General features: G+C 55.8%; 22 protein-coding genes, 1 tRNA gene, 2 other RNA genes and 1 pseudogene. 11 read left to right on the top strand and 15 right to left on the bottom strand.

Annotated elements, in window-relative coordinates; all coding sequences use genetic code 11:
* Window positions 1–10 precede the first annotated feature (10 nt).
* The 13 genes and pseudogenes from AC236I_RS01120 to AC236I_RS01060 form a co-directional block, all read right to left on the bottom strand.
* Window positions 11–803 (bottom strand): annotated as a pseudogene (locus AC236I_RS01120) (cellulose synthase operon protein YhjQ/BcsQ).
* 1 nt (window position 804) lies between these two features.
* Complete coding sequence (gene bcsO, locus AC236I_RS01115; RefSeq protein WP_163980409.1) at window positions 805–1,437, bottom strand: cellulose biosynthesis protein BcsO; 633 nt, start codon at window positions 1,435–1,437, stop codon at window positions 805–807.
* Window positions 1,438–1,933: 496 nt separating this feature from the next.
* Window positions 1,934–2,947 carry a dipeptide ABC transporter ATP-binding subunit DppF gene (gene dppF / locus AC236I_RS01110; protein ID WP_004868756.1) on the bottom strand — a complete coding sequence of 338 codons (1,014 nt, stop codon included), beginning with the start codon at window positions 2,945–2,947 and terminating at the stop codon, window positions 1,934–1,936.
* On the bottom strand, window positions 2,944–3,927 hold the full coding sequence (dppD, locus tag AC236I_RS01105; RefSeq protein ID WP_015585548.1) for a dipeptide ABC transporter ATP-binding protein: 984 nt from the start codon (window positions 3,925–3,927) through the stop codon (window positions 2,944–2,946). Before dppD ends, dppF begins: the two co-directional genes overlap by 4 nt.
* Before the next feature lie 10 nt (window positions 3,928–3,937).
* Window positions 3,938–4,840 carry a dipeptide ABC transporter permease DppC gene (dppC, locus tag AC236I_RS01100; RefSeq protein ID WP_015585547.1) on the bottom strand — a complete coding sequence of 301 codons (903 nt, stop codon included), beginning with the start codon at window positions 4,838–4,840 and terminating at the stop codon, window positions 3,938–3,940.
* Window positions 4,841–4,849: 9 nt separating this feature from the next.
* Window positions 4,850–5,869 (bottom strand): dipeptide ABC transporter permease DppB, encoded by a 1,020-nt coding sequence (dppB, locus tag AC236I_RS01095; protein WP_004868763.1) that lies wholly within the window; start codon window positions 5,867–5,869, stop codon window positions 4,850–4,852.
* Between the two features lie 106 nt (window positions 5,870–5,975).
* The gene (gene dppA / locus AC236I_RS01090) at window positions 5,976–7,583 is read right to left on the bottom strand and encodes a dipeptide ABC transporter periplasmic-binding protein DppA (RefSeq protein ID WP_004868766.1); all 1,608 of its coding nucleotides are present in this window, start codon (window positions 7,581–7,583) and stop codon (window positions 5,976–5,978) included.
* 839 nt (window positions 7,584–8,422) lie between these two features.
* A non-coding RNA gene (locus tag AC236I_RS01085) (RtT sRNA) lies at window positions 8,423–8,554 on the bottom strand.
* A 33-nt stretch (window positions 8,555–8,587) separates the two neighbouring features.
* Window positions 8,588–8,719, bottom strand: a non-coding RNA gene (locus AC236I_RS01080) — RtT sRNA.
* Between the two features lie 33 nt (window positions 8,720–8,752).
* A tRNA-Pro gene (locus tag AC236I_RS01075) sits at window positions 8,753–8,829 on the bottom strand.
* Window positions 8,830–8,919: 90 nt separating this feature from the next.
* Entirely contained in the window at window positions 8,920–10,611 is a 1,692-nt protein-coding gene (eptB, locus tag AC236I_RS01070; RefSeq protein ID WP_004868768.1) for a kdo(2)-lipid A phosphoethanolamine 7''-transferase, read from the bottom strand.
* Between the two features lie 363 nt (window positions 10,612–10,974).
* Window positions 10,975–12,177, bottom strand: coding sequence for an L-lactate MFS transporter (locus tag AC236I_RS01065; protein ID WP_015585546.1), 1,203 nt, complete (start codon window positions 12,175–12,177; stop codon window positions 10,975–10,977).
* 239 nt (window positions 12,178–12,416) lie between these two features.
* Window positions 12,417–13,025, bottom strand: coding sequence for a lipase (locus AC236I_RS01060; protein WP_015585545.1), 609 nt, complete (start codon window positions 13,023–13,025; stop codon window positions 12,417–12,419).
* Between the two features lie 264 nt (window positions 13,026–13,289).
* Here AC236I_RS01060 and tag point away from each other — a divergent pair, with 264 nt between their 5' ends.
* Both tag and AC236I_RS01050 read left to right on the top strand, forming a co-directional pair.
* Window positions 13,290–13,871 carry a DNA-3-methyladenine glycosylase I gene (tag, locus tag AC236I_RS01055; RefSeq protein WP_004868774.1) on the top strand — a complete coding sequence of 194 codons (582 nt, stop codon included), beginning with the start codon at window positions 13,290–13,292 and terminating at the stop codon, window positions 13,869–13,871.
* Complete coding sequence (locus tag AC236I_RS01050; RefSeq protein WP_004868776.1) at window positions 13,849–14,289, top strand: N-acetyltransferase; 441 nt, start codon at window positions 13,849–13,851, stop codon at window positions 14,287–14,289. The genes tag and AC236I_RS01050 overlap by 23 nt, the downstream gene beginning before the upstream one ends.
* On the opposite strand, the gene AC236I_RS01045 is transcribed toward AC236I_RS01050, so the two are convergent.
* Window positions 14,258–16,588 carry a molybdopterin guanine dinucleotide-containing S/N-oxide reductase gene (locus tag AC236I_RS01045; RefSeq protein ID WP_064356590.1) on the bottom strand — a complete coding sequence of 777 codons (2,331 nt, stop codon included), beginning with the start codon at window positions 16,586–16,588 and terminating at the stop codon, window positions 14,258–14,260. The genes AC236I_RS01050 and AC236I_RS01045 overlap by 32 nt on opposite strands.
* Window positions 16,589–16,756: 168 nt before the next feature.
* Here AC236I_RS01045 and AC236I_RS01040 point away from each other — a divergent pair, with 168 nt between their 5' ends.
* The 6 genes from AC236I_RS01040 (at window position 16,757) to ghrB (ending at window position 22,722) form a co-directional block, all read left to right on the top strand.
* Entirely contained in the window at window positions 16,757–17,419 is a 663-nt protein-coding gene (locus AC236I_RS01040; protein ID WP_004868780.1) for an OmpA family lipoprotein, read from the top strand.
* Between the two features lie 123 nt (window positions 17,420–17,542).
* A complete protein-coding gene (locus AC236I_RS01035) occupies window positions 17,543–18,559 on the top strand; it encodes a LacI family DNA-binding transcriptional regulator (protein ID WP_004868782.1) in 1,017 nt (338 codons plus the stop codon).
* Window positions 18,560–18,669: 110 nt separating this feature from the next.
* Window positions 18,670–19,419 (top strand): sugar phosphate isomerase/epimerase family protein, encoded by a 750-nt coding sequence (locus AC236I_RS01030; RefSeq protein WP_004868783.1) that lies wholly within the window; start codon window positions 18,670–18,672, stop codon window positions 19,417–19,419.
* 3 nt (window positions 19,420–19,422) lie between these two features.
* On the top strand, window positions 19,423–20,361 hold the full coding sequence (locus AC236I_RS01025) for a sugar kinase (protein WP_004868786.1): 939 nt from the start codon (window positions 19,423–19,425) through the stop codon (window positions 20,359–20,361).
* A gap of 84 nt (window positions 20,362–20,445) precedes the next feature.
* Window positions 20,446–21,726 (top strand): MFS transporter, encoded by a 1,281-nt coding sequence (locus AC236I_RS01020; RefSeq protein ID WP_004868788.1) that lies wholly within the window; start codon window positions 20,446–20,448, stop codon window positions 21,724–21,726.
* 24 nt (window positions 21,727–21,750) lie between these two features.
* Window positions 21,751–22,722: a glyoxylate/hydroxypyruvate reductase GhrB gene (ghrB, locus tag AC236I_RS01015; protein WP_487608672.1), complete on the top strand. Its 972-nt coding sequence runs from the start codon at window positions 21,751–21,753 to the stop codon at window positions 22,720–22,722.
* 57 nt (window positions 22,723–22,779) lie between these two features.
* On the opposite strand, the gene AC236I_RS01010 is transcribed toward ghrB, so the two are convergent.
* Entirely contained in the window at window positions 22,780–23,490 is a 711-nt protein-coding gene (locus AC236I_RS01010) for a DUF3053 domain-containing protein (protein WP_004868792.1), read from the bottom strand.
* Window positions 23,491–23,930: 440 nt separating this feature from the next.
* On the opposite strand from AC236I_RS01010, the gene AC236I_RS01005 reads away from it, so the two are divergent.
* From AC236I_RS01005 to cspE, 3 genes are all read left to right on the top strand, one after another.
* On the top strand, window positions 23,931–25,289 hold the full coding sequence (locus AC236I_RS01005; protein WP_407798295.1) for an MFS transporter: 1,359 nt from the start codon (window positions 23,931–23,933) through the stop codon (window positions 25,287–25,289).
* Window positions 25,290–25,531: 242 nt separating this feature from the next.
* The gene (locus AC236I_RS01000) at window positions 25,532–25,822 is read left to right on the top strand and encodes an HTH-type transcriptional regulator (protein WP_004868797.1); all 291 of its coding nucleotides are present in this window, start codon (window positions 25,532–25,534) and stop codon (window positions 25,820–25,822) included.
* A 261-nt stretch (window positions 25,823–26,083) separates the two neighbouring features.
* The gene (gene cspE, locus AC236I_RS00995) at window positions 26,084–26,296 is read left to right on the top strand and encodes a transcription antiterminator/RNA stability regulator CspE (RefSeq protein WP_004868803.1); all 213 of its coding nucleotides are present in this window, start codon (window positions 26,084–26,086) and stop codon (window positions 26,294–26,296) included.
* Window positions 26,297–26,320 lie beyond the last annotated feature (24 nt).

Genomic DNA, 26,320 nt, shown 5'->3' with positions numbered 1-26,320 from the left:
CTGCAATAAGTTAAAGCCCTGACATACGAGGCTGGCTGTGCACCGTGCCGTCGCCAATTTTAATACCCAACAGCGCAGAGATTTTTTTTGCCATAATTTCAATATCAAAGGCGGCTGCAGAGGAAGAGCTAAAGTCGAGAATCGACTTCTGGGAAGCATTCGCTTCAACGACGCTCTCATCACGATGGATAATACCCAACAGACGATCGCCCAGTTTATCCTCCATCAGAGCGGTGACGTCACGGCTGACCTGACGGCGGTTATCACTCTGATTCAGCACGAAAAAGTGCCCAAGTTTGTGGTTTAGCTTACCGCCGGTTAAACGCTGCTTTTCGACGTGCGACAGGGTCGACATCGAGGCGGTGTCCGCCAGCAGCGGCACCAGGTGCAGATCGGCCAGCGGCGTTAAGGCCGTCAGCGCCGGTGAAGGGCCGGGTGGCAGGTCGGCTATGATAATTAATCCGGGATAATTCAATAATGCCGCCAGCCCGCGGGTGAGGAAATGGGCGTCCGTGGCAAGGTGTTCATCAAAAGCCTGATGCTGCGCCTCGCTGACGTCGCCATACGGCAGGACAAAAATATTGCTGCCCGCGCTCAGTACGCACTGGCTCCAGTCATGAAGCTCCAGCGCTTTCGCAACATAGCCGCGCTCATCGCTAAGAGGGACGCCAAAATGCAGACGCAGCGCATTTTGCACGTCAAAATCGATCGCCAGGACTTTGCTGCCTGCGCGAGCTAATGAATAGGCCAGATTTGCCGCGAGGGTCGTTTTTCCTACGCCGCCTTTGGGAGAACACACGCAGATCAACGGCATGTCGCAATCCTTTCTAAAAGTGATTTCAGCGGCTGATCTTTATTTTTCGCCACCGGTTCAACGGCTTTTGCCGCAAATAAATGAGCATAGCCTTCCGCCGCCTGTGCAGACGGCACGACCGGGCGAACCGCTACCGGTGGTGCAGGCGCAACGGCTGGTGCGGGCGCAACGGCTGGAGCAGGCGCAACGGCTGGAGCGGGCGCAGCGGCTGGAGCGGGCGCAGCGGCTGGAGCGGGAGCAGGCGTATGGGGTACGGCCATTGCCGGCACAGATTCTGCTGCCCACGTATGTTCTGCAACCGAAAGGGGGTCATGTGGCGCTGAAACGGAGACAGGGGGTGGCATGACCGGAGCCGGGGCTGTAGGTGACGTTGGTTGCGGCGTGTGCGCGGATTCTGCCTCGACCCAATGAAACATATCCGTCGGCACCGGCTGCGGTATCGGTAACGATACCGATCCTCCCATGGCCAGCGAGGATTCTTTTTCTTCCCCAGGAGAGAGCTGATTGAGAATAACCCAATCTCCCTGTTCTCTGGCGGCTGCGTGTGATGAAAGGTCCTTGAAATCCAGACTTTGCGTACGAGTCTTTTCCTTGAAGCGCTGCAAATCATCATAATGGTTCATGGATAACCTCATGATTCTAATAAATAATATTTTAGCTGTTTTTATTTTGATACTACGCCTTTAGAGCATAGTTTATTTTATTGTTTTTCATCAACTTAAGTTGGTCAGAATGACCAACAATACAATGACGTTGTAGAGGAGTATCGTTCAAGGTGGCGTAAATCACTGATAATTTTGCGGTTACCCTATCATTTCTTATAAGAAATGATAGCTCCATTTTTTAGGAGGTCCTGTGATCCCACCAAACCTGAGCTCAGCGCCCCCTTAAAATAACCAGGTTTTTCTCTAATTGATCTTTAGATAATGCGCAGAACAAAATAACTATGATGCGTGATGGAATATATTTTAGACTTTTTATATCGTTGTATAAATAGGTCAAATTAATTATTTAAGTCGAAAAACAGCAGTCAGGTACTTTCTCAAGCCTGACTCTTCTCCGGGCATAATAAGCGGCTGCTGCCGAAAGTTTTGACGCCTTCGACAGCAGCAGGGAACATCAGGCGAGCTGTTTTTGCTGATTTTCATCCTGGTCAACGGCAAAACAGGCGACCAGCTGACCCCGGTAATCTTTCAACTGCGGCTGCAGCTGGGTACACGGGCCGAAACGACGGCGGCAGCGGGCGTTAAACGCACAGCCCGGCGGCGGATTCAACGGGCTCGGCAGTTCGCCGGTCAGCTTAATACGTTCGCGGCGATCGTCCGGATTCAGGCGTGGCGTGGCCGACAGCAGGGCCTGAGTATACGGATGCTGCGGATTGTTGAAGATCTGATCCTTGGACCCTTTCTCCACGCAGCGGCCGAGATACATCACCATCACTTCATCCGCAATGTGCTCCACGACCGACAGGTCATGGGAGATGAACACATACGACAGCCCCATATCCTGCTGCAGATCCATCATCAGGTTCAGCACCTGCGCGCGGACCGACACATCCAGCGCGGAGACAGGTTCATCGGCAATCACCACATCCGGGTCCAGCATCAGACCACGGGCAATCGCGATGCGCTGCCGCTGACCGCCGGAGAACATGTGCGGATAGCGATCGTAATGCTCCGTTTTCAGCCCGACCTTCGCCATCATCGCCAGCGCTTTTTCACGGCGCTGTTCTTTGCTCAGCGACGTATTGATCTGCAACGGTTCTTCCAGAATCTGACCCACTTTCTTACGCGGATTCAGCGAGCCGTAGGGGTTCTGGAACACAATCTGGATTTTCTGCCGACGCAGCTTTTGCGCCGTGGCGTCTGGCTTTAATAAGTCCTGACCCTGATAGTAAAGCTCGCCGCCGGTCGGGATCTCAATCATCGTCAGCAGACGGCCCAGCGTCGATTTTCCACAGCCGGACTCGCCAACCACCGCCAGCGTTTTCCCGCGTTCGAGGGTAAAGGAGACCCCGTCCAGCGCCTTAACCAGCCTTTCCGGCGCAAACAGCCCCTTCTTCACCGGGTAATATTTTTTCAGATCAATGGCCTGCAACAAGAACTGTTGCGTGGTGGCCTCATGGGTACTCATAGCGTAGGCCTCCCGGCATCATCCAGTGGGTAGTGGCATTTCGACTGACGGGCGCCGTCGACGCGGTTCAGCTCAGGCTCCTCGCTGCGGCACTTATCCGTGGCATAGGGGCAGCGCGGGTTTAACAGACAGCCGTTGGGGCGGTCATATTTCCCTGGCACGACGCCCGGCAGCGACGCCAGCCGCGCTTTATCCTGGGCAAACTCCGGCAGCGCGCGCAGCAGCGCCTGAGTATAAGGATGGCGCGGTGCGCGGAAGATATCCTTCGCATCGCCCGTCTCCACAACCTGACCGGCGTACATCACAATAATTTTGTGTGCCGCCTCAGCCACCAGCGCCAGATCGTGGGTGATCAGGACCAGCGCCATGTTCTCTTTTTGCTGCAGCTCCAGCAGCAGCTCAATGATCTGCGCCTGGATGGTCACATCCAGCGCGGTGGTCGGTTCATCCGCAATCAGCAGCTTGGGCCGGCAGGCAATCGCCATGGCGATCATCACGCGCTGGCTCATCCCGCCGGAAAGCTGGTGCGGATAGACATCAAGACGCGATGCCGGGTCAGGGATGCCAACCAGCGTCAGCAGATCGATCGCCCGCTGGATACGGGTTTTCTTATTTCCGCCCTGATGTACTTTAATGGCTTCCATAATCTGATAGCCGACGGTGTAACACGGATTCAGGCTGGTCATCGGGTCCTGGAAGATCATCGCCACTTCCGCCCCCACCAGCTGGCGGCGCTCTTTTTCTGAGATACGCTTCAGATCGCGGCCATTAAATTCCAGCTTATCCGCCATCACGCGGCCGGGATAATCAATCAGCCCCATGATCGCCAGTGAGCTGACCGATTTACCTGAGCCGGACTCGCCGACAATGCCAACCACTTCACCCTGGTTCACGCTGTAACTCACGCGGTCTACCGCGCGAAACGGTGTCCCTTCGTCGCCGAAGTGCACCGATAATTTATCCACATTCAATAACGCCATCTCGAACCTCTTACTGCTTCAGTTTGGGATCGAGCGCGTCACGCAGACCGTCACCCATCAGGTTAAATGCCAGCACCGTCAGCAGAATCGCGACACCCGGGAAGGTGACGACCCACCAGGCACTCTGCGCGAACTGCAACACGTCGGAGAGCATCGTGCCCCACTCCGGTGTCGGCGGCTGCGCACCCATGCCAAGGAAGCCAAGAGCGGCCATATCGAGAATGGCGTTAGAGAAGCCCAGCGACGCCTGAACAATCAGCGGAGCAAGGCAGTTAGGAAGAATGTTGATGAACATCTGACGGATTGCCCCCGCGCCTGCCACCCGTGAAGCGGTGACGTAGTCGCGGTTCACTTCCACCAGCACCGCCGCACGAGTCAATCGCACGTAGTGCGGCAGGGCGACAAAGGTGAGCGCCAGCGAAGCGTTCACGATCGAGGGGCCGAAGATAGCCACCAGCACCAGCGCCAGCAGCAGGCTCGGCAATGCCAGCATGATATCGACAACACGCATGATGATGGAGTCGATCACCCCGCCGAAGTAGCCGGCAATCAGGCCCAGCACCACGCCGAGAATCAGCGACAGCACCACGACCAGACAGCCAACCAGCAGCGACAAGCGCGCGCCGTACATCAGTCGCGACAGAATATCGCGGCCCACGTCATCGGTCCCCAGAAGATGCGCAAAGCTTCCCCCCTCCTGCCAGGCCGGCGGCGCCAGCAGCACGTCGCGGAACTGATCCGCCGGGTTATAAGGGGCGAGGAAGTTAGCGAACACGGCGATAATAATCATAATCGCGACGTAGACCAGGCCGACAACCGCCCCTTTGTTGCGTTTAAAATAGTGCCAGAACTCCTGCAAAGGGGTCATTGGCACCGGTGCGGCGACAACTTTATTTTCAGTAATTTGTGACATGATGGCCCCTTACTTCTTATGCCGAATACGCGGGTTCACCACGCCGTACAGCAGATCGACCAGCAGGTTGACGAGGATAATCATCGTCGCGACCAGCAGTACCCCACCCTGAACCACCGGGTAATCACGGCGTTGCAGCGCATCGATCAGCCAGCGCCCTAAACCAGGCCAGGAGAAGATGGTTTCGGTCAGAATGGCGCCCGCCAGCAGCGTCCCTACCTGTAGCCCAATCACCGTGACCACCGGCAGCATAGCGTTACGCAGCGCGTGGACCACGATGACGCGCATCCGGGTCAGCCCCTTGGCGCGCGCGGTGCGAATATAATCTTCGCCCAGCACTTCCAGCATCGAGGAGCGGGTCATACGCACGATAACGGCCAGCGGAATGGTGCCCAGCACCACGGCTGGCAGAATCATGTGCATTAAGGCATCAATAAAATCGCCCGGCTCGCCCCAGATAGCGGTATCGATGAGCATAAAACCGGTCAGCGGCAGGGTATCGTCAAGGAACACGGTATCGCTGATACGTCCGGAGACTGGCGTCAGGTTGAGCTGGACTGAAACCAGCATGATCAGCATCATTCCCCACCAGAAGATCGGCATGGAATAACCGGTCAGCGCGAGGCCGACGGAGGTGTGATCGAAGATAGAGCCGCGTTTGACCGCCGCCAGTACGCCCACCGGAATACCGACGATAACGGCGAAAATCATCGCGCACACGCCCAGTTCCATCGTGGCTTTAAAGCGCGGCACGAACTCCTGCCACACGGGAATACGGCTTTTCAGCGAGATGCCTAAATCCCCATGCAAGACACCCCAGATATAGTGGGCATACTGTTGCCACATCGGCTTATCAAGGCCCATTTCAGCCAGCAGCTGAGCGTGACGTTCAGGGGAAATACCACGTTCGCCCGCCATAATCATCACCGGGTCACCGGGAATCATATGCACAAAGGCAAAGGTGAGAAGGGTAATACCGATAAATGTCGGGATGACAAGTCCCAAACGTCGGAGGATGAACTGCAACATAACCCGGATTCTCTATAGTGACGCCCCGCCTGGTGACAGGACGTCTGTATTGCTCACAAATGAAATCCCCCCTCCCCGTTAAGGGAGAGGGGAAACATACTGTTTATTATTCGACAGAGACGTTTTCGAAGTGGTGCTTGCCTAACGGGTCAACCACGTAGCCTTTGACTTCTTTACGCACCGGCTCATAAACGGTGGAGTGAGCGACGATCAGCGCCGGAGCCTGGTCATGCATCACAACCTGAGCCTGCTTATAAAGCTCGATACGTTTGTTGTGGTCATCGGTGGCACGTGCCGGCTGAATCAGATCTTCAAACGGCTTGTAGCACCAGCGAGAGTAGTTCGAGCCGTCTTTTGCTGCTGCGCAGCTGAACAGGGTAGCGAAGAAGTTATCCGGATCCCCGTTGTCGCCGGTCCAGCCCATCATCACGGTCTGGTGCTCGCCTGCTTTCGCACGCTTCAGATACTCGCCCCATTCGTAGGTGACGATCTTGGCCTGGACGCCAATTTTGGCCCAGTCAGCCTGGATCATCTCAGCCATACGGCGCGCGTTCGGGTTGTACGGACGCTGTACCGGCATTGCCCACAGATCGATGGAGAAGCCTTTTTCCATGCCGGCTTCTTTCAGCAGCGCTTTCGCTTTTTCCGGATCGTAAGTGTAGTCTTTAACGTCGTCGTTATAGCCCCACATGGTCGGCGGAATCAGGTTTTTCGCGGACTGGCCAGCGCCCTGGTAAACGGCTTTGATAATCGCTTCTTTATTTACCGCATAGGTCAGCGCCTGGCGGACTTTCACGTTATCCAGCGGTTTCTTCTCGGTGTTGAAGGAGAGATAGCCGACGTTCAGGCCCGGCTGTTCCAGCAGGTTAATGTTCTTATCTTCTTTCATGCGCGCGATGTCGGCCGGGTTCGGGTACGGCATCACCTGGCACTCATTCTTCTGCAGTTTGGCATAGCGCACGGAAGCATCAGGGGTAATGGAGAAGACCAGGCGATCGATCTTCGGCTTGGTGCCCCAGTAGCCCGGGAAGGCTTTATAGAGAATACGGGAGTCTTTCTGGTATTGCAGCAGCTGGAACGGCCCGGTACCGATTGGGTTCAGGTCCACTTTTTCCGGCGAACCGGCTTTCAGCATATTGTCGGCATACTCTTTGGACAGAATAGAGGCGAAGTCCATAGCCAGGTCAGCGAGGAACGGCGCTTCCGGGCGGGTCAGCACAAACTGGACGGTTTTATCGTCGACTTTCTTCACTTCGCTAATCAGGTCAGGGAGGCCCATCCCTTCGAAGTATTCATAGCTGCCGCCGGACACTTTATGGTACGGGTTTTGCGCGTTTTTCTGGCGATCGAACGAGAATACAACGTCGTCGGCATTCAGGTCGCGAGTGGGTTTAAAGTCTTTATTATCCTGCCACTTCACGCCCTGACGCAGGTGGAATGTATAGGTTTTGCCGTCCTCGCTCACTTCCCATTTTTCCGCCAGCCCCGGAATAACTTCCGTAGTACCGGTTTTGAATTCAACCAGGCGGTTATAGATGGGCACCGAGCTGGCGTCATAGGTTGTACCAGAAGTGAATAGCTGTGGGTTAAAGCCTTCCGGCGAACCTTCAGAACAATAAACCAGGGTCTTAGCCTGAACGCTTGCTGCAACGGTCAGGGCGACCAGGCTCAGACCAAGCTTCAGCATCCCTGACTTTTTCAAGGAAATACTCATTATTCTGCTCCAAATGTGATGTTGTTTGCATATATCCGCCAGGCCTTTATTTATTTTTTACCCGGTCTGGTCGGTGGTGCCCGAAGGCCTGGATGAGAGATGGGGATTCCTTTCACAAAAACGCCTGAGTTGCAGTGCGGATTCTCCATGAAATGCCCCTCATGCCCTACAATCTGTCAACAGAATGCGTAAACGTCAATACAGCCAACCGGGTTTTACATCCGGGGTGAGAATCAGCAGGCAAAGATTAAAAAAACTTCAAGACGCTATTTTCAGCAGAGAAATTTATGCTAGCGGCGAGCAGGCAGCATAAATGTCTTAATACTTCTTAACAGCTAGTGATAAGCAATTCTGGTAAATGGTGAAAATTTATTACGATGTGGCCAATATGTGAGCGATTAATAGCGCGAACGTTAAAACGCACAGCGGAAAATGCTGCAGTTATCCATAAGCTTCGCGAAAAAAGAACCTTAGATATATAAAAAAATACAATGGAAGATGTCACAAAATAGTTAACAGACAACATGAAACAAGGATTCGTGCTTTTTTTGTGACTTTGGTTAACTATCACACTCCGACATCGTGGCGCCCGGCGCGCTGCTCAACGCCATTGATGGAAGGGATCTCATTTTTACGGTGGTTTGGGCAGAGGTCTGTTTTTCCTGCCGGCAGAGGGAGACCGGCAAATAGGCCTGAGGGGCGTTAAGCCAGCTAAAAATTGCTGAGGTACACATGACCGGTCAGGGCCGCAGGCATCGTCGAACCTCTGCCCCCGGAGGTTCTCATCCTCACCGGCTTCAGATGCAAAAAAGCCTGCTCATTGAGCAGGCTTTTAAATTTGGTCGGTGATAGAGGATGACTCACCACTGCGTGGCTCGCCCTGCGGGCCGTTGCTTAAGCAACGTTCCCTCGCTACGCTCGGGTCGAACCTCTGCCCCCGGAGGTTCTCATCCGCACCGGCTTCAGATGCAAAAAAGCCTGCTCGTTGAGCAGGCTTTTAAATTTGGTCGGTGATAGAGGATGACTCACCACTGCGTGGCTCGCCCTGCGGGCCGTTGCTTAAGCAACGTTCCCTCGCTACGCTCGGGTCGAACCTCTGCCCCCGGAGCTTCTCATCCTCACCAGCTTCAGATGCAAAAAAGCCTGCTCATTGAGCAGGCTTTTAAATTTGGTCGGTGATAGAGGATTCGAACCTCCGACCCCTTCGTCCCGAACGAAGTGCGCTACCAGGCTGCGCCAATCACCGAATGCGGGCGCATCTTACTGCTGAGACTCACACCCGTCAATGCCTTATTTGGAAAAAATAGCTCAAGCGGCGAGAAACTCGCCACTCCCGCTATTTCGCCACGGTTTTCCCCGCATCGGCAACGCGGCACCAGTTGTTATGCTCATTAATTCCACCGTCCGGCGAGGTGTAGCCCAGACAACCCATGATGGTGTCATACAGCTCAACATGACGACGCGGGACTTTCATCGCCGCCTGCTCTTTGAGGCGGGCAAACGAAGCAGCATGATCCGGCGCGGCCAGATATTTATCCGACATCCACACCATCATCGGCACACGGAACTGTTCCGGCGGCGCCATCTTACGTGGCGTACCGTGCAGGTGTTCATGCTCGTTGATTGACTCCCCGTGATCGGCGGCATAGAACACAATCGCCTTCTTATCACGCAGCTGGTCCAGCACGCTCACGATAAAGTGATCGACATAGGTCACGCTATTATCGTAAGAGTTGATCAGCTCCGCTTTCGAGCATTTGCTGTCCACGCCCACACACTCCGGCTGCCACTGCGCAAAGCTGCGCGGGTAACGCTGGGTATAGTTAAAGTGCGAACCTTTGGTATGGAGAATAATCAGGTGTTTACCATGGTCATTCTTCATCAAAGAGCGCTTAACCTCATCCACCAGCAGCATGTCGTCCACGCTTTTGCCGCGGTTACGCGGTTCAGCGCCAATCTGCTCACGATAGGCAATGCTGTTCGCCATGGTATTGCTGTAGAACCACATCTCGCTCTGCATCGCATACAGGTCGCCGGTAAAGCCGAGCTGGTGCAAGACAGCAAAGACGTTTTGCTCTTTCAGCGTTCGCTGCGGGTTGTCTTCCGCCCCACCCTCACGCACAAACATGCAGCGCAGAGAGAGTTTGGTCGCGGTATCGCAGGAGTAGCCGCGGAAGGCCACCAGGTTTTTCTCCTGAGCCAGCTTCGGCGTGGTATTGCGGTTATAACCCAGGATCCCCATATGGTCCCAGCGGGTGGTTTCACCGATAATGAACACCACGTAGGTATCATCCAGGCCCTGCGGCTCGACATAGGTGAATTTTTTGGCAGGGTTTATCAACGACTTGTTATCTGAGGACTCATCCACCTGCGCCCAGGCGTACAGCCCCAGCGCGGAAAGCCAGTTCGATGGCAGATACGAGTTGGCAATCACCCCGCCGTAGCTCGGCATATCGACTTCAGAGCTACGCTCAACATCCTTCTGCCGCAGTTCGAGCAGGCGAATCGGTCCCCAGACCATTAACCCGGCGAGAGCAACGATGGCGATATTTTTTACCCGCTGGCCCGGCGTCCGAATTTGCCGCAGCAGAGTATGCTGGCAGCGGTTACTCCAGATAAGCAGCAGCGGCGGAGCGCTGACCAGCGCCAGCCACAGAATCAAATACCAACCCACCACCTCCTGAGAGAGGTCGATATCCGTGGTCATCACCGACGCAATGATGCCGTAGCCAATCACCACGTTCAGGAAGGTCATGTAATAGCTGGCGGCAGCGGAGAAAATCACCACCAGCGTGGCGAGTATTCGCCAGACGCGCCGCCCCAGCAGCGACAGAACACGTAGCAGGAAAAACGTCACCAGCACGGTGGCAACCAGTTCCACAATCCCGGAAAGCCCTTTCCAGAGGGTAAATTCCTGCGCATAACCATCAAGGCGACGGAAAAGCACAGCAACGTTCATAAACCAGCCGATGTACAGCGCCAGCCAAAGGCTGACTTTCTGCTGTGTCATCGTTCTAATATAATTCATGCATGAAACCTGGAAAAAGAAGAGATAAAACCACCTGACTTACGCGATATAAGCGGGCAGGTTAATAGGGTGCGTTCAGGTTGATTAACTACTCAAACCCATTCGAGATGCCTTGAGGCGACGGGCTCGTGAATCCTCTGGAGCTTACTCAAGTAAGTGACTGAGGCGAACGAGCGCAGTCAACAATAAGGCAGTTTGAAGGACGGAGAGTATAAGAAACCTCTACAAAGCGCGCTAAGTAGACCACAGAGAAAGGAAAAAGTACCAGGTGGGAGTGTGATCCAACCAAACATTTACAAAACATTTGGTTGGACAGGCACAAATAGCTCAGGAATATCGGTATGACGCCGCAAAGAGGGCGTATCAGGCGTGGGCTTCGCTGTAAACTTCACCTTTCGGCTGGCGAATCGTCGTCGAGAGCGCCAGGGAGAGAATCAGCAGGGCAAAGATAACGCAGAAGGTCACGTAGAACCCACCGAACAGCGAGGCAATCAGCGATCCGCAGATGCTGCCGATACCAAAGCCCAGATAGATGACGCCGTAGTTTTTTGCCAGATTATTCAGACCGAAAAATTCACTGACCAGCGACGGGAACACGGTAATCGTTCCACCGAAGTTAAAGGCGACGCAGGCAATCGCGGCAAAGAAGGTTGTGGCGTTCAGCGGCGCGAACAGCAGCGCAGCCATGCCGACCAGGGAAACCACCTGACCGATAGTAATGACGCGGATACGGGAAATTTTATCCGACAGAATCCCCAGAACCAGACGTCCGCTCAGGTTGGCGATAGAGATAACGGTGACCGCATTCGCCGCCGTCGCGACATCCAGATGCACCATCCCTTGCGCGATATCTTTCGCGACGCCAATAACATACAGACCGCTCATGCAGGCCGTCAGGAACATCACGGCGAGCATCCAGTACTGCGGTTTACGCATCGACTCGGCCAGCGTGAAGTCATTCTCCACCACGCCATTATGCGAGGCGGCGGTATGATTCGGCGCATCTTTCATTAAGGTGGCGCCGAAGACAATCATCACCAGGACAATGGCGCCCCAGATAATAAAGGTTTTCTCCAGCCCGACGGTGGCCAGCAGGTGGCTATCGATAAATTTGAACCCGAGGCTACCGAGGCCATAGGAACCGATGGAAAAGGCGGAAATCAGCCCTTTACGCTCCGGGAACCACTTCACGCAGTTGGAGAGCGTCAGTAGATAGCCCGCGCCGTCCGCCAGGCCCACCAACAGGCCTGCGCTGAGCCAGAGCATCATCAGGCTGTTGGCGTGAGCGGTCAGGAAAAAGCCGAGCCCCAGCAGAACACCGGATGCCATCGTGACGCGTCTGACGCCAAAGCGTTCCTGCAGTTTACCGGCGACAGAAGAGGATAGCGCCAGACCGAGGCTTAACAGACCGAAGGAGAAAGCCACCTGGCTTACCGGTTCGTCCAGTTTTGCGGAAAGGGAACTGTTGAACAAACTCCATGTATAAACCGATCCCAGCGCGAATTGTGTGACGATCGTGCCGGCAAGCGTAAGCCAGCGGGTATATTGACTGTTTGCAGCGTTCATAGCAGATATCCTGAATAATTAACTGCCGCCACAATAGCGAAGTCACCTGAACGCCAGGGTAAAAAAGGCATGAAATGCCATCAGCAAGGAATGAAATGCATGTGAGCCGGAATGAATGACATTGAAAAAGGCAGGCGCATGACCGCAGCAGAAATAAGTTAGTGACCACTATCTTACAACAATGCGCCATTACTGTGTTTTTTAGGTAACAAGAACGTTTCACGCATGCTAAATAAAGGCTAAAAGTTAGCGCTCACCCCCATCACATAGAGATAGTTGGCGCCCGTTGTCGTATTCTCCGCCTGCGATAATGCCGCCCAGGCCGCAAGGTGTGAATTGAGGGCCATATCCGCCCCGAAGGTGACATCGCGCCAGGCGCCATCCTGACCGCGATTAGGGCCAATCAGATCCGAAGAGAGCGGCTGGTTGTAGCTCACCTGCGCCCACGGATGGACGCCCCATAGCGCCTGATAATCCATACGCCAGCCAAGCGTATTCACGTAGGGGTTGTCTGGCGCGCGGCGCGCGGGTGCGGTCGATATCACCTCGCTACGCAAACTCGCCACCGGGCCGGAAGTGACGCCGTTGGCCAGGGTAAAATTCCATCCCACGCTCATCCCGCGGCCGCTATCCGGCGGAGCCACCGCCTGATTCAGCGCAATACCGGGAAGATCGCCGGACGCATTCATCCGCTCCGCCAGAATATCTTCATAGCGGGGTTGGTGATCGCTATCCCACGTATAGCGTTCAGGGGTATTACTTTTGGTATCGATAGCGATATATTCCTGTTGCCAGGCATTCGCGCCACTGATAAACGAGACCCAGACAACTGCGCACGCCGGGAGCATAATCCCCCGAAGGCCATTGCATTTCTTTATTATCATTAATGCGACTCCAGAAAAGAGCCAAACCGGCATTATTGCTGTGTTTTTATGGGACGGGCTTCCCTGAATACCCTGAATTATGTGATTGGGCGAACGAATGCAGCCAATGCACATGCAACCTGAATAATGGCGGGTATATTTGAGAGTGGTATCCCTGTATTAACTATTATCTTTATCTTTCAGCCGTCAAGGCGAACGCGTAAGTTTTATTGCTAAAGGGAGAGAGACATGCAGCGCTGCGGTTGGGTAAGCCAGGACCCGCTTTACATCCAGTACCATGATAACGAGTGGGGCGTTGCGCAAAGAGATGCCCGCAAACTGTTCGAAATGATCTGCCTTGAGGGCCAGCAGGCCGGTCTGTCGTGGATTACGGTGTTGAAAAAGCGTGAAAATTATCGCCAGGCCTTTCATCAGTTCGATCCGGTTCGCGTCGCCGCCATGAATGAGGCAGATATCGAGCGCCTGCTCCAGGACGCGGGAATTATTCGCCATCGCGGGAAAATTCAGGCCATTATTGGCAACGCCCGCGCCTTCCTGACCATGGAAGAGAGCGGCGAATCGTTTAGCGACTTTGTCTGGTCTTTCGTCGAGAATCAGCCACAGATCTCCCATGCCGCCACCCTGGCGGAGATACCCACCACCACACCGGCCTCCGACGCCCTCTCAAAGGCGCTGAAAAAGCGCGGTTTTAAGTTTGTTGGTTCCACCATCTGCTACTCCTTTATGCAGGCCTGCGGGCTGGTCAACGATCACCTGACGAGCTGCTTCTGTCACCCGGGAGGCGATGATGATCCGCAAGTGGGACGCTAAAGAGACCCGGCCGCTGCTCACGCTGTGGCTGGAAAGCACGATTCATGCCCATCCCTTTATCAACGAAACGTACTGGCACGAGAGTGTCGCCGTTGTACGCGATGTCTACCTGCCTGCAGCCAGCACCTGGGTGTGGGAAGAGAACGCGACGATAAAAGGTTTTGTCAGCGTGATGGAGTCCCGCTTTATCGGTGCGCTGTTTGTCGCGCCGGACGCAATTCGCCGCGGCATCGGCAGCGCGCTGCTGGACGAGGTCAAACAGCATTACCGCTGGCTCAGTCTCGAGGTTTACCAGAAAAACGTTCAGGCGGTGAATTTCTACCATGCGCAAGGCTTCCGGATAGAAGACTGCGCATGGCAGGACGATACGCTACAGCCGACCTGGATTATGCATTGGCCGGCGGATCAAACGCCGTAAGCGTCAGCGCAGGGCCGTCATATTTTTCCAGCCACGCCAGCGCCGTATTCCCGGCGCAGCCGTTGCCCAGCCGCGAAGTCGGAATATCTTTGGTCAGAACATTCACCGCGCCGTTTTTGCAGATACCGGCCTGCGGGTCGATATCAGGCCAGGCCCCTTCGTGTAAACAGATAACCCCTGGACGAATACCTTCCGTCACCACGGCACCGGCCAGCACCTGGCCGCGGGCATTCCACACCCGCACGACATCGCCGTCAGCAATATTGCGCGCCTGTGCGTCCAGCGGATGAAGGGTTAATGGCTCACGACCGGCAACTGCGTACTTTTCTCGCAGCGACGTATGGTTCAGCTGGCTGTGCAGACGATGCGCCGGATGAGCGGACAGCACCTGCAGCTGGCCGGGCTGAGCATTGCCGTGCCACTCGTCCGGTTCCAGCCACATTGGATGCGGTGGACAGTCCGGGTAGGCAAAGCCGGCAATCGTTGGAGAGTGAATTTCAATTTTGCCGCTCGCGGTTTTCAGCGGACTGGCCTGCGGATCGGCACGAAATGCCGCGAAACGGGCAAAACGAGCATTTTCCGGATTTTCCGGCATTTCTATCAGCTGGTTAGCCTGCCAGAACTGGTCAAATGGCGGTAGCGTCACCTGCTGGCTCGCCCCGCGTTGCGCGGCAATCTGATAGAAGGTCTCCAGCCACTGTAGATCGGTTTTCCCTTCGGTAAAACGCGCGCGCCCTCCCTCTTCCCAGCGCTCGCTGAGATCGGCAAAAACGTCAAAATCATCCCGGGCTTCATCGCGCGGCGCGACCACGCGCTTCATCGGCACCAGGTGCTGGTTACTGTAATCGCCGGTCATGGTCATATCGTGACGTTCAAACGAGGTTGTCGCCGGCAGGACAATATCGGCATGGCGGGCGGCGGCGGTCCAGAAGCACTCCGAAATGACGATAAGCTCCGGCTTCTGCCAGGCCCGAATCAAGCGGTTAGTATCCTGATGGTGGGTAAAGTTCGCGCCGCCGCACCACCAGACGAAGCGAATATCCGGAAAATGCCGGTCCATTCCGTTGTGTTGATACGGCGCGCCGGGGTTTTCCAGCGCTTCCACAATACGCGCCACCGGTATTTTTTCGACCGCCTCGGTACCGCCCGCCACGCAGCCTTGCATCGAAGCCAGCACCGCCGCCCGGCGGGTCGGGTTGCCGCCGTTGGCGAAGTGGTAGGAAAGGCCAAAACCGCCGCCGGGGGTACCAATCTGCCCCAGCATCGCGGCAAGGGTCACCAGCATCCAGTGCTTCTGCTCGCCAAACTGCTGGCGCTGCATCCCCCAACCAGACATCAGCATGGTGGTATTGTCATGGAATAGCGCTGCCAGCTCGCGGAGCTTATCCGCGCTGACGCCGCAAATCTCCGCCGCCCACTCTGCGGTTTTCGGCGTGCCATCGCTTTCACCGGTCAGATAGCGGGCAAAAACGTCATAGCCGCTGGTACAGCGGGCGAGAAACGCCTCATCCTGCCAGCCGTTTTCCACCAGCGTATGGGCAATGCCGAGCATCATCGCGACATCCGTACCCATATGCGGAGCGATCCATTCGCCCGCCTCGCCAAAGAATTCCGCCGTTTCCGATCGCATCGGATCGATGCAGATCACCCGCTTCCCGCTTTTGCGCAACCGATCGAACCATGGGATCCCCTGCTCATCGGAAGCGTTCCAGGCAATTTTTAGCGTATTCAGCGGGTTGGCGCTCCAGAGTACCACCACATCGCTATGTTCCAGTACCATCGGCCAGCTGGTCTGCTGCTGATAAACCTCATTGCCGCCAACCACATAGGGCATGATCGCCTGTGCCGCGCCGGTGGAATAATCCCCCAGATGTCCGGTATATCCGCCAGCCAGGCTCATGTAGCGCTGCAGCAACGTCGCCGCCTTGTGGAGTACGCCGTTAGAACGCCAGCCGTAGGAGCCGGCAAAAATCGATGCCGGGCCGTAGCTTTCCCGAATCCGCCGATGCTGTGCGTGGATAAGATCCAATGCCTCCTGCCAGCTCACCCGCACAAACTCGTCCTGGCCACGCACGCCCTGCGGACTATCCGGCGAAGCAAGGAAACCTTTACGTACCATCGGATAGCGGACGCGGGTTTTGCTGTGTACCTGCTCGCGCACCGCGGTTTGCAAGGAGTTGGCGAAAGAGGTCTCCAGCGCACCGCGGGAAGAGAGGACATTTTCACCATCCGTTTCAACCAGCATAGGCCCCCAGTGAGCCGCGGTTAAGATGGTTTTGGTTGCAGATGAGGTTGGCAAAGCGAGCTCCTGGTCAGCGAATGCAGGTGTTGTGACGGTCAGTGACACTGACCGTTCAATGTTATTTACAAAAAGAGAGCCGGTCCGGGGAATTTTCTACGTAATTGGGCGTCATAATCAACCGTCACGCGCGCTGTGACAAAGAATAAAAAGGATTAAGGAAATAACATGAAAAAACGCGTACTCATGATTGCGGCTGTGGTTAGCGGCACCCTAGCGATTTCTGGCTGTACCACCAATCCGTATACCGGCGAACGCGAAGCGGGGAAATCCGGCATCGGCGCCGGGATCGGCTCGCTGGTCGGCGCGGGCGTCGGCGCACTCTCCTCGTCGAAAAAAGATCGCGGCAAAGGCGCGCTGATTGGCGCAGCGGCCGGGGCGGCGCTGGGCGGCGGCATCGGTTATTACATGGATGTGCAGGAAGCAAAACTGCGCGAGAAAATGCAGGGAACGGGCGTCAGCGTGACGCGAAATGGCGATAACATCGTGCTGAACATGCCAAATAACGTCACCTTTGACAGCAGCAGCGCCAACCTGAAACCGGCCGGGGCGAACACCCTGACCGGCGTGGCCATGGTGCTGAAAGAGTATGAGAAAACCGCGGTTAATGTCGTGGGTTACACCGACAGCACCGGCGGTCAGGATCTGAATATGCGCCTGTCGCAGCAGCGCGCCGACAGCGTTGCCAGCGCCCTCATCACCCAGGGCGTGGCGGCAAACCGTATTCGCACCAGCGGCATGGGCCCGGCGAACCCTATCGCCAGCAACACCACGGCGGAAGGGAAAGCGCAAAACCGTCGCGTAGAGATCACCCTGAGCCCGCTCCAGTAAGTCCGGCGGTCGACCCCGACCACCGCATCCTTCGCCCGGTAAGCGCCGCTTGCCGGGCAAAATGCTTGATATAGCAGATTTTCGCGCTAAGGTGTTCTCCAGATTTCAGCAAAGGAAGCCATCATGGCGAAAGCGGCGCGAGCAACCATTAGCGATGTGGCGAAAGCCGCAAAGACCGGAAAAACCAGCATTTCACGCTACCTCAATGGCGAAAAGCACCTGCTTTCCGACGACCTGCTGGCGCGCATTGAAAAAGCGATTGCCGAACTTAACTACCGCCCCAGCCTGATGGCCCGTGGCCTGAAACATGGCCGTACCCGGCTGATTGGCCTGATCATCGCCGATATCACCAACCCCTACTCAGTCAATGTCCTCAGCGGCATCGAAGCGGCCTGTCGCGAAAAGGGCTTTACTCTGCTGGTGTGTAATACCAATAACGAGCTCGACCAGGAGCTGCACTATCTCGACCTGCTGCGCAGCTACCAGGTTGAGGGGATCGTGGTCAACGCCGTCGGGATGCGCGAAGAGGGGCTGAATCGCCTGCAGCAGTCGGCGCTGCCGATGGTGCTCATTGACCGCAAGATTCCGGACTTCGCCTGCGATGTCGTCGGTCTGGACAACACCCAGGCCGCGACGACCGCCACAGAACATCTGGTGGAGAAAGGGTTTGAAGCCCTGCTGTTCCTCAGCGAGCCGCTCGGTTCGGTGAACACCCGTCGCGAACGTCTGAGCGCGTTTCGCGCCACCCTCCAGCGCTACGCCGGCATCGTCGCGGAAAACGCGGAAGTTCCGCTTAACGACGGCGCTATGCTCGATACGGTGCTGCGCCAGTTTCACTCCCGCCACCGCGGCATGCGCAAGGCGCTGATTTCCGCCAACGGCGCCCTGACGCTACAGGTTGCGCGCGCGCTCAAGCGAATCGACCTGGTTTGGGGCAGCGACATCGGCCTGCTCGGCTTCGACGAACTGGAGTGGGCGGAGCTGGCGGGCGTGGGGATTACTACGCTCAAACAGCCCACGTGGCAGATTGGCTATGCCGCGGTTGAGCAGGTGGTGCGCCGAATTGAAGGCACTAACGACCCCATCTGCGAGCGGGTCTTCTCCGGTGAACTGATCGTGCGCGGATCGACCTCCCGATAACTCTCCTTCGTGATGGTGATCATAAATCAGACATCCTCTCCTTTCCTTTGGAACCGGTACCATCTAGCGTAATAGAGTGATTTGCTACAGCGCTACCGGGAGTTTGTCAGATGGCCAGAAAAATTATTGTCGTGACCGCCGCCTATGGTCATGATTGCATTAAAGAACTTGGCGGGCAGTCCGCCGTACTGCCGTTTATCGCCGGCTCCGGCGCCGACGGCGTGGAAATCCGCCGTGAGTTATTCAGCGCTGACGAGCTCAACCAGCTGCCGGCGCTGGCCGCCACCATCGAGCGCCACAACCTGCTGGCCTGCTACTCTGCGCCGGAAGCCCTGTTTGAAGCGGATGGCGCCCTTAACCCGCGCCTGCCGGCGCTGTTGCGCGAAGCGCAGACCCTCAACGCCCTGTGGTTAAAACTGTCGCTCGGCCATTTTATCCATAACAACGAACTCGAATCGCTGCGTCGCATCCTGCAGGAGAGCGGCATGGCGCTGGTGGTGGAAAACGACCAGACCGACTGCGGCCAGCTGGCGCCGATGCAGCGCTTTAAAGCCTCCTGTCGGGTGAATCAGCTGCCGGTTACCTTAACTTTCGATATGGGTAACTGGCTGTGGGTCGGCGATTCGCCGGAAGAGGCCGCACGGCATCTGGCCCCCGCCGTCAGCTATATCCATGTCAAAGCCGCAGAGCCGCATCATGCGCACTTTCGCGCCGTCCCGCCCGATGAAGCTCCGGCACGCTGGCTGGCGCTGCTCGACAACCTGCCCGCCGATGCCCCGCGCGGTATCGAATTTCCGCTGGTGGGTCACGATCTGACGGCCGTAACCCGTCGCTATGTGAATTTGTTACGCGAGGAGTAAGCCATGGAAAACGCATTAGATGTCATCACCATCGGAGAAGCGATGGCGATGTTTGTCGCGACGGAAACCGGCGATCTGGCCGCAGTAGAACACTTTATGAAACGCGTAGCCGGCGCAGAGCTGAATGTCGCCACCGGCCTGGCTCGTCTGGGGCTGAAAGTCGGCTGGGTTAGCCGCGTGGGTAAAGACAGCTTCGGCCGTTTTGTGCTTCATTCGCTGGCCAAAGAAGGGATTGATGCGCGCGGCGTCAGCGAAGACAGCCGCTATGCAACCGGCTTCCAGATGAAATCTAAAGTTGAAAATGGAACCGATCCCATTGTGGAATACTTCCGCAAAGGTTCTGCCGCCAGCCATCTGTCGCCCGAAGACTTTCGCGCCGAATACTTCGCCAGCGCTCGCCACCTGCACCTTAGCGGCGTGGCCGCTGCGCTGTCGGAGAGTTCATACGCCCTGCTGGAGCAGGCGGCCACCACGATGAAGGCCCAGGGGAAGACCATCTCGTTCGATCCGAATCTGCGCCCGGTGCTGTGGAAAAGCGAAGCCGAGATGGTGGAAAAACTTAATCAGCTGGCGTTTCAGGCCGACTGGGTTCTGCCGGGTATCAAAGAGGGCATGATCCTCACCGGCCAACGGACCCCGGAGGGGATTGCCGATTTCTATCTCACGCGCGGCGTTCAGGCCGTGATCATTAAAACCGGCTGCGACGGCGCCTGGTACAAAACCGCCGCGGGCGAACAGGGCGCAGTCGCAGCCATCAAAGTCGATAACGTCGTGGATACCGTGGGCGCCGGCGATGGTTTTGCCGTCGGCGTGATTAGCGCTCTGCTCGAGGGCAGAACGCTGCAGCAGGCGATACGGCGCGGCAATAAAATTGGTTCGCTGGCCATTCAGGTCCAGGGCGACAGCGAAGGATTACCCACACGCGAGGCGCTGGGCGAATAGCCTGGACCCGCGTCATAATAACGGCCTCCTCTGTACCCTACATACGGCGGCGGCGTCATGAACCTCAACTTTAGAGGCAAGCCTATGAACAGCTCTACCAATGCAACGAAACGCTGGTGGTACATCATGCCTATCGTGTTTATCACGTATAGCCTGGCGTATCTCGACCGCGCAAACTTCAGCTTTGCTTCGGCAGCGGGCATTACGGAAGATTTAGGCATTACCAAAGGCATCTCGTCGCTCCTTGGCGCCCTTTTCTTCCTCGGCTATTTCTTCTTCCAGATCCCGGGGGCGATTTATGCTGAACGCCGTAGTGTACGTAAGTTGATTTTCATCTGCCTGATCCTGTGGGGCGCCTGCGCCTCGCTGACCGGGATGGTGCACAATATCCCCGCGCTGGCGGCGATCCGTTTTATTCTCGGCGTCGTTGAAGCGGCCGTTATGCCAGCAATGCTGATTTACATCAGTAACTGGTTTACCAAATCAGAACGTTCACGCGCCAACACCTTCTTAATCCTCGGTAACCCGGTCACGGTACTGTGGATGTCGGTGGTCTCCGGCTACCTGATTCAGTCCTTCGGCTGGCGTGAAATGTTTATTATTGAAGGCGTGCCGGCCGTCCTCTGGGCTTTCTGCTGGTGGGTGCTGGTCAAAGATAAACCGTCGCAGGTGAACTGGCTGTCGGAAAACGAAAAAGCCGCGCTGCAGGCGCAGCTGGAGAGCGAGCAGCAGGGTATTAAAGCCGTGCGTAACTACGGCGAAGCCTTCCGCTCACGCAACGTCATTCTGCTGTGCATGCAATATTTTGCCTGGAGCATCGGCGTGTACGGTTTTGTTCTGTGGCTGCCGTCCATTATCCGCAGCGGCGGCGTCAATATGGGGATGGTGGAAGTCGGCTGGCTCTCTTCGGTGCCTTATCTGGCCGCGACTATTGCGATGATCGTCGTCTCCTGGGCTTCCGATAAAATGCAGAACCGTAAACTGTTCGTCTGGCCGCTGCTGCTGATTGGCGGACTGGCTTTTATTGGCTCCTGGGCCGTCGGCGCTAACCATTTCTGGGCCTCTTATACCCTGCTGGTGATTGCCGGAGCGGCAATGTATGCCCCTTACGGCCCGTTCTTCGCCATTATTCCGGAAATGCTGCCGCGTAACGTCGCCGGCGGCGCAATGGCGCTCATCAACAGCATGGGGGCATTAGGGTCATTCTTTGGTTCGTGGTTCGTGGGCTACCTGAACGGCACCACCGGCAGCCCTTCAGCCTCATACATTTTCATGGGAGTGGCGCTTTTCGCCTCGGTATGGCTTACTTTAATTGTTAAGCCTGCTAACAATCAAAAGCTCCCCATCGGCGCTCGTCACGCCTGACTTTTACAACTTACGGAGATCCGCATGAAGCCGTCCGTTATTCTCTATAAAACGCTTCCCGACGACCTGCAGCAACGTCTGGAAAAACACTTTACCGTCACTCAGGTGAAAAACCTGAGCCCTGACACCGTCCAGCAGCACGCGGAAGCCTTTGCCCAGGCGGAAGGTCTGCTGGGGTCGAGCGAAAAAGTTGATGCCGCGTTACTGGAGAAAATGCCCAGGCTTCGTGCGACCTCCACGATTTCCGTCGGCTATGACAACTTCGATATAGAGGCGCTGAATGCACGCAAAGTGCTGCTGATGCATACGCCGACCGTGCTGACTGAAACCGTAGCCGATACGGTGATGGCGCTGGTGCTCAGCACATCCCGTCGGGTGGTGGAGGTCGCCAACCGGGTGAAAGCCGGGGAGTGGACGAAAAGCATCGGCCCGGACTGGTTCGGCAGCGATGTGCACCATAAAACGCTGGGGATCGTGGGCATGGGCCGTATCGGGATGGCCCTGGCGCAGCGCGCGCACGCCGGTTTTGGCATGCCGATTCTGTATAACGCCCGCAGCCGTCACCCGCAGGCGGAAGAGCGCTTTAACGCGCGTTACTGCGATCTGGATACGCTGCTGCAGGAAGCCGACTTTGTCTGTCTGATCCTGCCGCTGACCGCCGAGACTCATCACCTGTTCAACGCGGAAAAATTCGCGAAAATGAAGCCCTCCGCCATCTTTATTAATGCGGGCCGCGGCCCGGTTGTCGACGAAAAGGCGCTGATCTCGGCCTTGCAAAAGGGCCAAATCCACGCGGCCGGTCTGGACGTTTTCGAGCAGGAGCCACTGGCGAAAGAGTCGCCGCTGCTCACGCTACCGAACGTCGTCGCGCTGCCGCATATCGGTTCGGCCACTCATGAGACCCGCTACAATATGGCGGCGTGTGCGGTCGATAATTTGATTGATGCGCTGAATGGTCAGGTCGAGAAGAACTGCGTCAATCCGCAGGTGAAGTGAAGGTAAGCTGAAGTCACCCGGGTCGAGGTCAATACCTGACCCGGGTTGACGAACCGGTTAACGCGTTGCGTTAACTGCCGCCGTCCACGCCTGGTTGAAAGCCTGATGCTGAGCAGCCAGCGGGCCAATCAGAGCGTTATACTGGCTGGCCTGCTGCGAGGTCGGGAACTGAATCCCGTTTGCCACGAAGCTCACCTGAGTATTTTGCTGAGCGATAAAATCACCCACCTGCACCAGCTGCTGAGTAAAGACCTGCGCGGCTGGAATCAGCGGCTGCAGCGCGTTTGCCGGTGCGGTCACGACTTTATTGTAAACCTGGTCAAAGACCGGTTTCAGATCGTCACTCTGCTTCAGCGCGCTATGTGCGCCATCGGCCTGCATTTTCGCATTTTCCAGCTGCTGGCTCAGCACGCCCAGCGCGCCGTTTGCCTGGCGCAGCGGTTCACGCTGAGTCACATAATCCTGCGGAACGCGAATCGCATTCACGCTGTCTACGACCGGACGCAGACCCGCATCCATCGCCTGACTTACCTGCTGTGAGTAGCCGTAAATCACCGCGTAATCGGAAACAAAAGGACCGAACTGTTTTTTCTGATCGGCTGTCAGCGTCGGCAGACGTTCGCCGCTACGCATTGCCGTATTTTGCAGGAAGTCGATAAACGCTTTGCGCTGATCGCCTTCTTTATCAAAACACCCACTCAGGCTAACCACCATTAATAAGGCCGCAATAGCCGCAAACCAGCGAGAGCAGGACTTTCCTGTCGCCATTTTTTTACTCCTTTCAGCCAAAAAAAGCGCACACAGACACACACGTGCCAGACGCTGACAAGGATAGTCCAGGTCGGCCTTGCAGGATACTCTTTCCTGACAATCTTACGCAGGAAAAGTACCGTTCGCGGCGTTTGACGGGTGAACGCGGGCGTCTGTTAAGCCCATCACAATTAACGCCATAACTCGCCCGAGAAAAATGACCAGCAACAAATTGATTTCATTATAAATAAAATCATTATTGCGGACCTAACCCGTGAAAGCGAACGATAATCGCACGCTTCCTGGGCCGACTGCGTTGCCTGAAGCCAGGTTCAGTGATTTGATAAATGAGCGATTAACGGCGATACGTTCGATTATCGCACACATCACATTAACGACAGCGAGGGAGGCGATAATCGCCCGGCTCCGTCCCCCGCTCTGGCTGCCAGGAATGCTGTATGCATAAAACAACCATCGATATTCAGGCTTTTATCAACGAACATCCGTTTACGAAGTACCAGTGGATGATTCTGGCCCTGTGTTTTATCACCGTCGCGATGGACGGGTTTGATACCGCCATCATCGGTTTTATTGCCTCTGACCTCGTGCAGGAATGGGGCGTGGAAAAATCCGCGTTAGGCCCGGTGATGAGCGCTGCGCTCGTCGGTCTGGCGGTGGGCGCGCTGACCGCAGGCCCCTTGGCCGACCGCATTGGCCGAAAAAAAGTGCTGCTTATGTCGATTGTGGTTTTCGGTAGCTTTAGTCTGTTAACTGCCTTCGCCACCAGCCTGAATCAACTGACGCTGTTGCGCTTTCTGACCGGCCTCGGGCTGGGTGCCGCCATGCCAAACGCGGCAACGCTGATGAGCGAGTATGCGCCGGAACGCCGTCGCGCGTTGCTGGTCAATCTGATGTTCGTCGGGTTCCCGATGGGATCTTCGCTGGGTGGATTCCTCTCGGCCTGGATGATTCCGCATTACGGCTGGCAAAGCGTGCTGATACTGGGCGGCGTGATGCCTCTGCTGCTTGCCGTCGCGCTGGTGTTCTTACTGCCGGAATCGGCGCGCTATCTGGTGGTCAAGCGCCAGCCATCGCAGCGCATTGCCGCCATTCTGCGCCGTATTGCCCCGCTGCCTGAACAGGTTGAATTCGAGCTGCGCGAAGCCGGCCAGGTGAAAGACAAATCGGCCCTTGCGGTTATTTTCTCCCCCCGTTATCTCGTCGGTACCCTGATGCTGTGCATGACCTACTTTTTGGGGCTGCTGATTTTCTATTTATTGACCAGCTGGCTTCCGCTGCTGATTCGCGAAACCGGCGCGTCAATGAGCCAGGCTTCGATTATCACCGCGCTGTTCCCGCTGGGCGGCGGCATCGGGGTGCTGATCCTCGGCGCCCTGATGGACAAGATTAACCCCAATAAAGTGGTCGCCGTAGGCTGGCTGCTGACCGGCGTTTTCGTCTTTCTGGTCGGCTTCTCAACCAACAGTCTGGTGCTAATGGGCGTGATGGTCTTTATTGCCGGCAGCATTATGAACGGCGCGCAATCATCAATGCCGGCCCTGGCCGCCGGATTTTATCCCACCCAGGGCCGGGCGACCGGCGTCGCCTGGATGCTGGGCATCGGCCGGTTTGGCGGGATCCTTGGTGCCTTCAGCGGCGCCTTCCTGATGCAGGCGCAGCTCTCCTTCGTGACCATCTTTACCTTGCTGTCGATTCCGGCGTTTTTATCCGCCATCGCGCTGCTGGTGAAATATAAGACCAGCAAGAGCCAGCCGATATCTGCGCAGGCGAAAGCCGACAATATGCAAAAAGCCTGACCCTCAGGCCAGCGGGCAACCGCTGGCCTTGCAGATTTCGTCTCTGTTTACAAAAATTTTCTCTTGCGACACGTCTGATGATTAATCATCACCTTATCTGCCGTTTTCATCCCCGAATACCCGTTCAGACGATAGGCTGTCTGCACATAATCACCCCCGTGACTATTTTTTGCGTTTTTTCTGACTATTCTTAATAGGCTTCACTAAATATCTCTTTTGCTGTGTGACAGAAGGAGTTCTCAATGGAATATAAAGATCCCGTGTTTGAACTGCTTAGCAGCCTGGAACAAATTGTTTTTAAAGATATTTCGCAAACGATCGCCCAGCCTCGTAAGCAGACCGCATGTAGCGAGTTTGAACAGCTTCGCAAAGGCACTGGCCTGAAAATTGATGATTTTGCCAATGCCATGGGCGTCAGCGTGGCGATGGTACAAGAGTGGGAGTCAAGACGGGTGAAGCCCTCACCCACGGAACTCAAATTAATGCGCCTGATTCAGGCAAACCCGCAGCTTTCAAGGCAGCTTATTGACTAAAGTTCTATAATAAGAATCAGGTCTGGTTACGGTCCTTATATCGGGACCGTTTTTATTTCTGTGAAAAAAGGTTTGCTATCGCACCGCAAAAATGAGTTAATGCTCGCAGGTTTGATGTACAGACCACAGAGCATTAGTATAGAGTAGTCCTTGAGCGGTTATCATAGATACCCCGGTAGTGAACTTTCCCTTTATAGCTTCAAATCTGTAGTCCAGACCGTATCGCCGAAAGGTTCATTTATTATTTAAAGGTATTTCGCTATGTCCGGTAAAATGACTGGTATCGTAAAATGGTTCAACGCTGACAAAGGCTTCGGCTTCATCACTCCTGATGACGGTTCTAAAGATGTATTCGTACACTTCTCCGCTATCATGAACGATGGCTACAAATCTCTGGATGAAGGTCAGAAAGTTTCCTTCACCATCGAAAGCGGCGCTAAAGGCCCGGCAGCTGGTAACGTAACCAGCCTGTAAGCTTAAATTAAGCTCAGAATTTAA

This window comes from Klebsiella sp. Sb-30 (assembly GCF_057652795.1).
The sequence above is the reverse complement of the archived record's forward strand: the minus strand, read 5'-3'. Positions and strand labels throughout refer to the sequence as shown.

Bases quoted from the DNA above. Each gene is read 5' to 3' on its own strand.
- AC236I_RS01060 (WP_015585545.1), bottom strand. From the start codon at position 13,025: ATGCTCCCGGCGTGCGCAGTTGTCTGGGTCTCGTTTATCAGTGGCGCG.
- AC236I_RS01065 (WP_015585546.1), bottom strand. From the start codon at position 12,177: ATGAACGCTGCAAACAGTCAATATACCCGCTGGCTTACGCTTGCCGGC.
- bcsO (WP_163980409.1), bottom strand. From the start codon at position 1,437: ATGAACCATTATGATGATTTGCAGCGCTTCAAGGAAAAGACTCGTACG.
- AC236I_RS01005 (WP_407798295.1), top strand. From the start codon at position 23,931: ATGCATAAAACAACCATCGATATTCAGGCTTTTATCAACGAACATCCG.
- dppD (WP_015585548.1), bottom strand. From the start codon at position 3,927: ATGGCGTTATTGAATGTGGATAAATTATCGGTGCACTTCGGCGACGAA.
- AC236I_RS01020 (WP_004868788.1), top strand. From the start codon at position 20,446: ATGAACAGCTCTACCAATGCAACGAAACGCTGGTGGTACATCATGCCT.
- AC236I_RS01000 (WP_004868797.1), top strand. From the start codon at position 25,532: ATGGAATATAAAGATCCCGTGTTTGAACTGCTTAGCAGCCTGGAACAA.
- AC236I_RS01025 (WP_004868786.1), top strand. From the start codon at position 19,423: ATGGAAAACGCATTAGATGTCATCACCATCGGAGAAGCGATGGCGATG.
- dppC (WP_015585547.1), bottom strand. From the start codon at position 4,840: ATGTCACAAATTACTGAAAATAAAGTTGTCGCCGCACCGGTGCCAATG.
- ghrB (WP_487608672.1), top strand. From the start codon at position 21,751: ATGAAGCCGTCCGTTATTCTCTATAAAACGCTTCCCGACGACCTGCAG.
- dppF (WP_004868756.1), bottom strand. From the start codon at position 2,947: ATGAGTACCCATGAGGCCACCACGCAACAGTTCTTGTTGCAGGCCATT.
- cspE (WP_004868803.1), top strand. From the start codon at position 26,084: ATGTCCGGTAAAATGACTGGTATCGTAAAATGGTTCAACGCTGACAAA.
- eptB (WP_004868768.1), bottom strand. From the start codon at position 10,611: ATGAATTATATTAGAACGATGACACAGCAGAAAGTCAGCCTTTGGCTG.
- dppA (WP_004868766.1), bottom strand. From the start codon at position 7,583: ATGAGTATTTCCTTGAAAAAGTCAGGGATGCTGAAGCTTGGTCTGAGC.
- AC236I_RS01040 (WP_004868780.1), top strand. From the start codon at position 16,757: ATGAAAAAACGCGTACTCATGATTGCGGCTGTGGTTAGCGGCACCCTA.
- tag (WP_004868774.1), top strand. From the start codon at position 13,290: ATGCAGCGCTGCGGTTGGGTAAGCCAGGACCCGCTTTACATCCAGTAC.
- AC236I_RS01030 (WP_004868783.1), top strand. From the start codon at position 18,670: ATGGCCAGAAAAATTATTGTCGTGACCGCCGCCTATGGTCATGATTGC.
- AC236I_RS01050 (WP_004868776.1), top strand. From the start codon at position 13,849: ATGATCCGCAAGTGGGACGCTAAAGAGACCCGGCCGCTGCTCACGCTG.
- AC236I_RS01010 (WP_004868792.1), bottom strand. From the start codon at position 23,490: ATGGCGACAGGAAAGTCCTGCTCTCGCTGGTTTGCGGCTATTGCGGCC.
- dppB (WP_004868763.1), bottom strand. From the start codon at position 5,869: ATGTTGCAGTTCATCCTCCGACGTTTGGGACTTGTCATCCCGACATTT.
- AC236I_RS01035 (WP_004868782.1), top strand. From the start codon at position 17,543: ATGGCGAAAGCGGCGCGAGCAACCATTAGCGATGTGGCGAAAGCCGCA.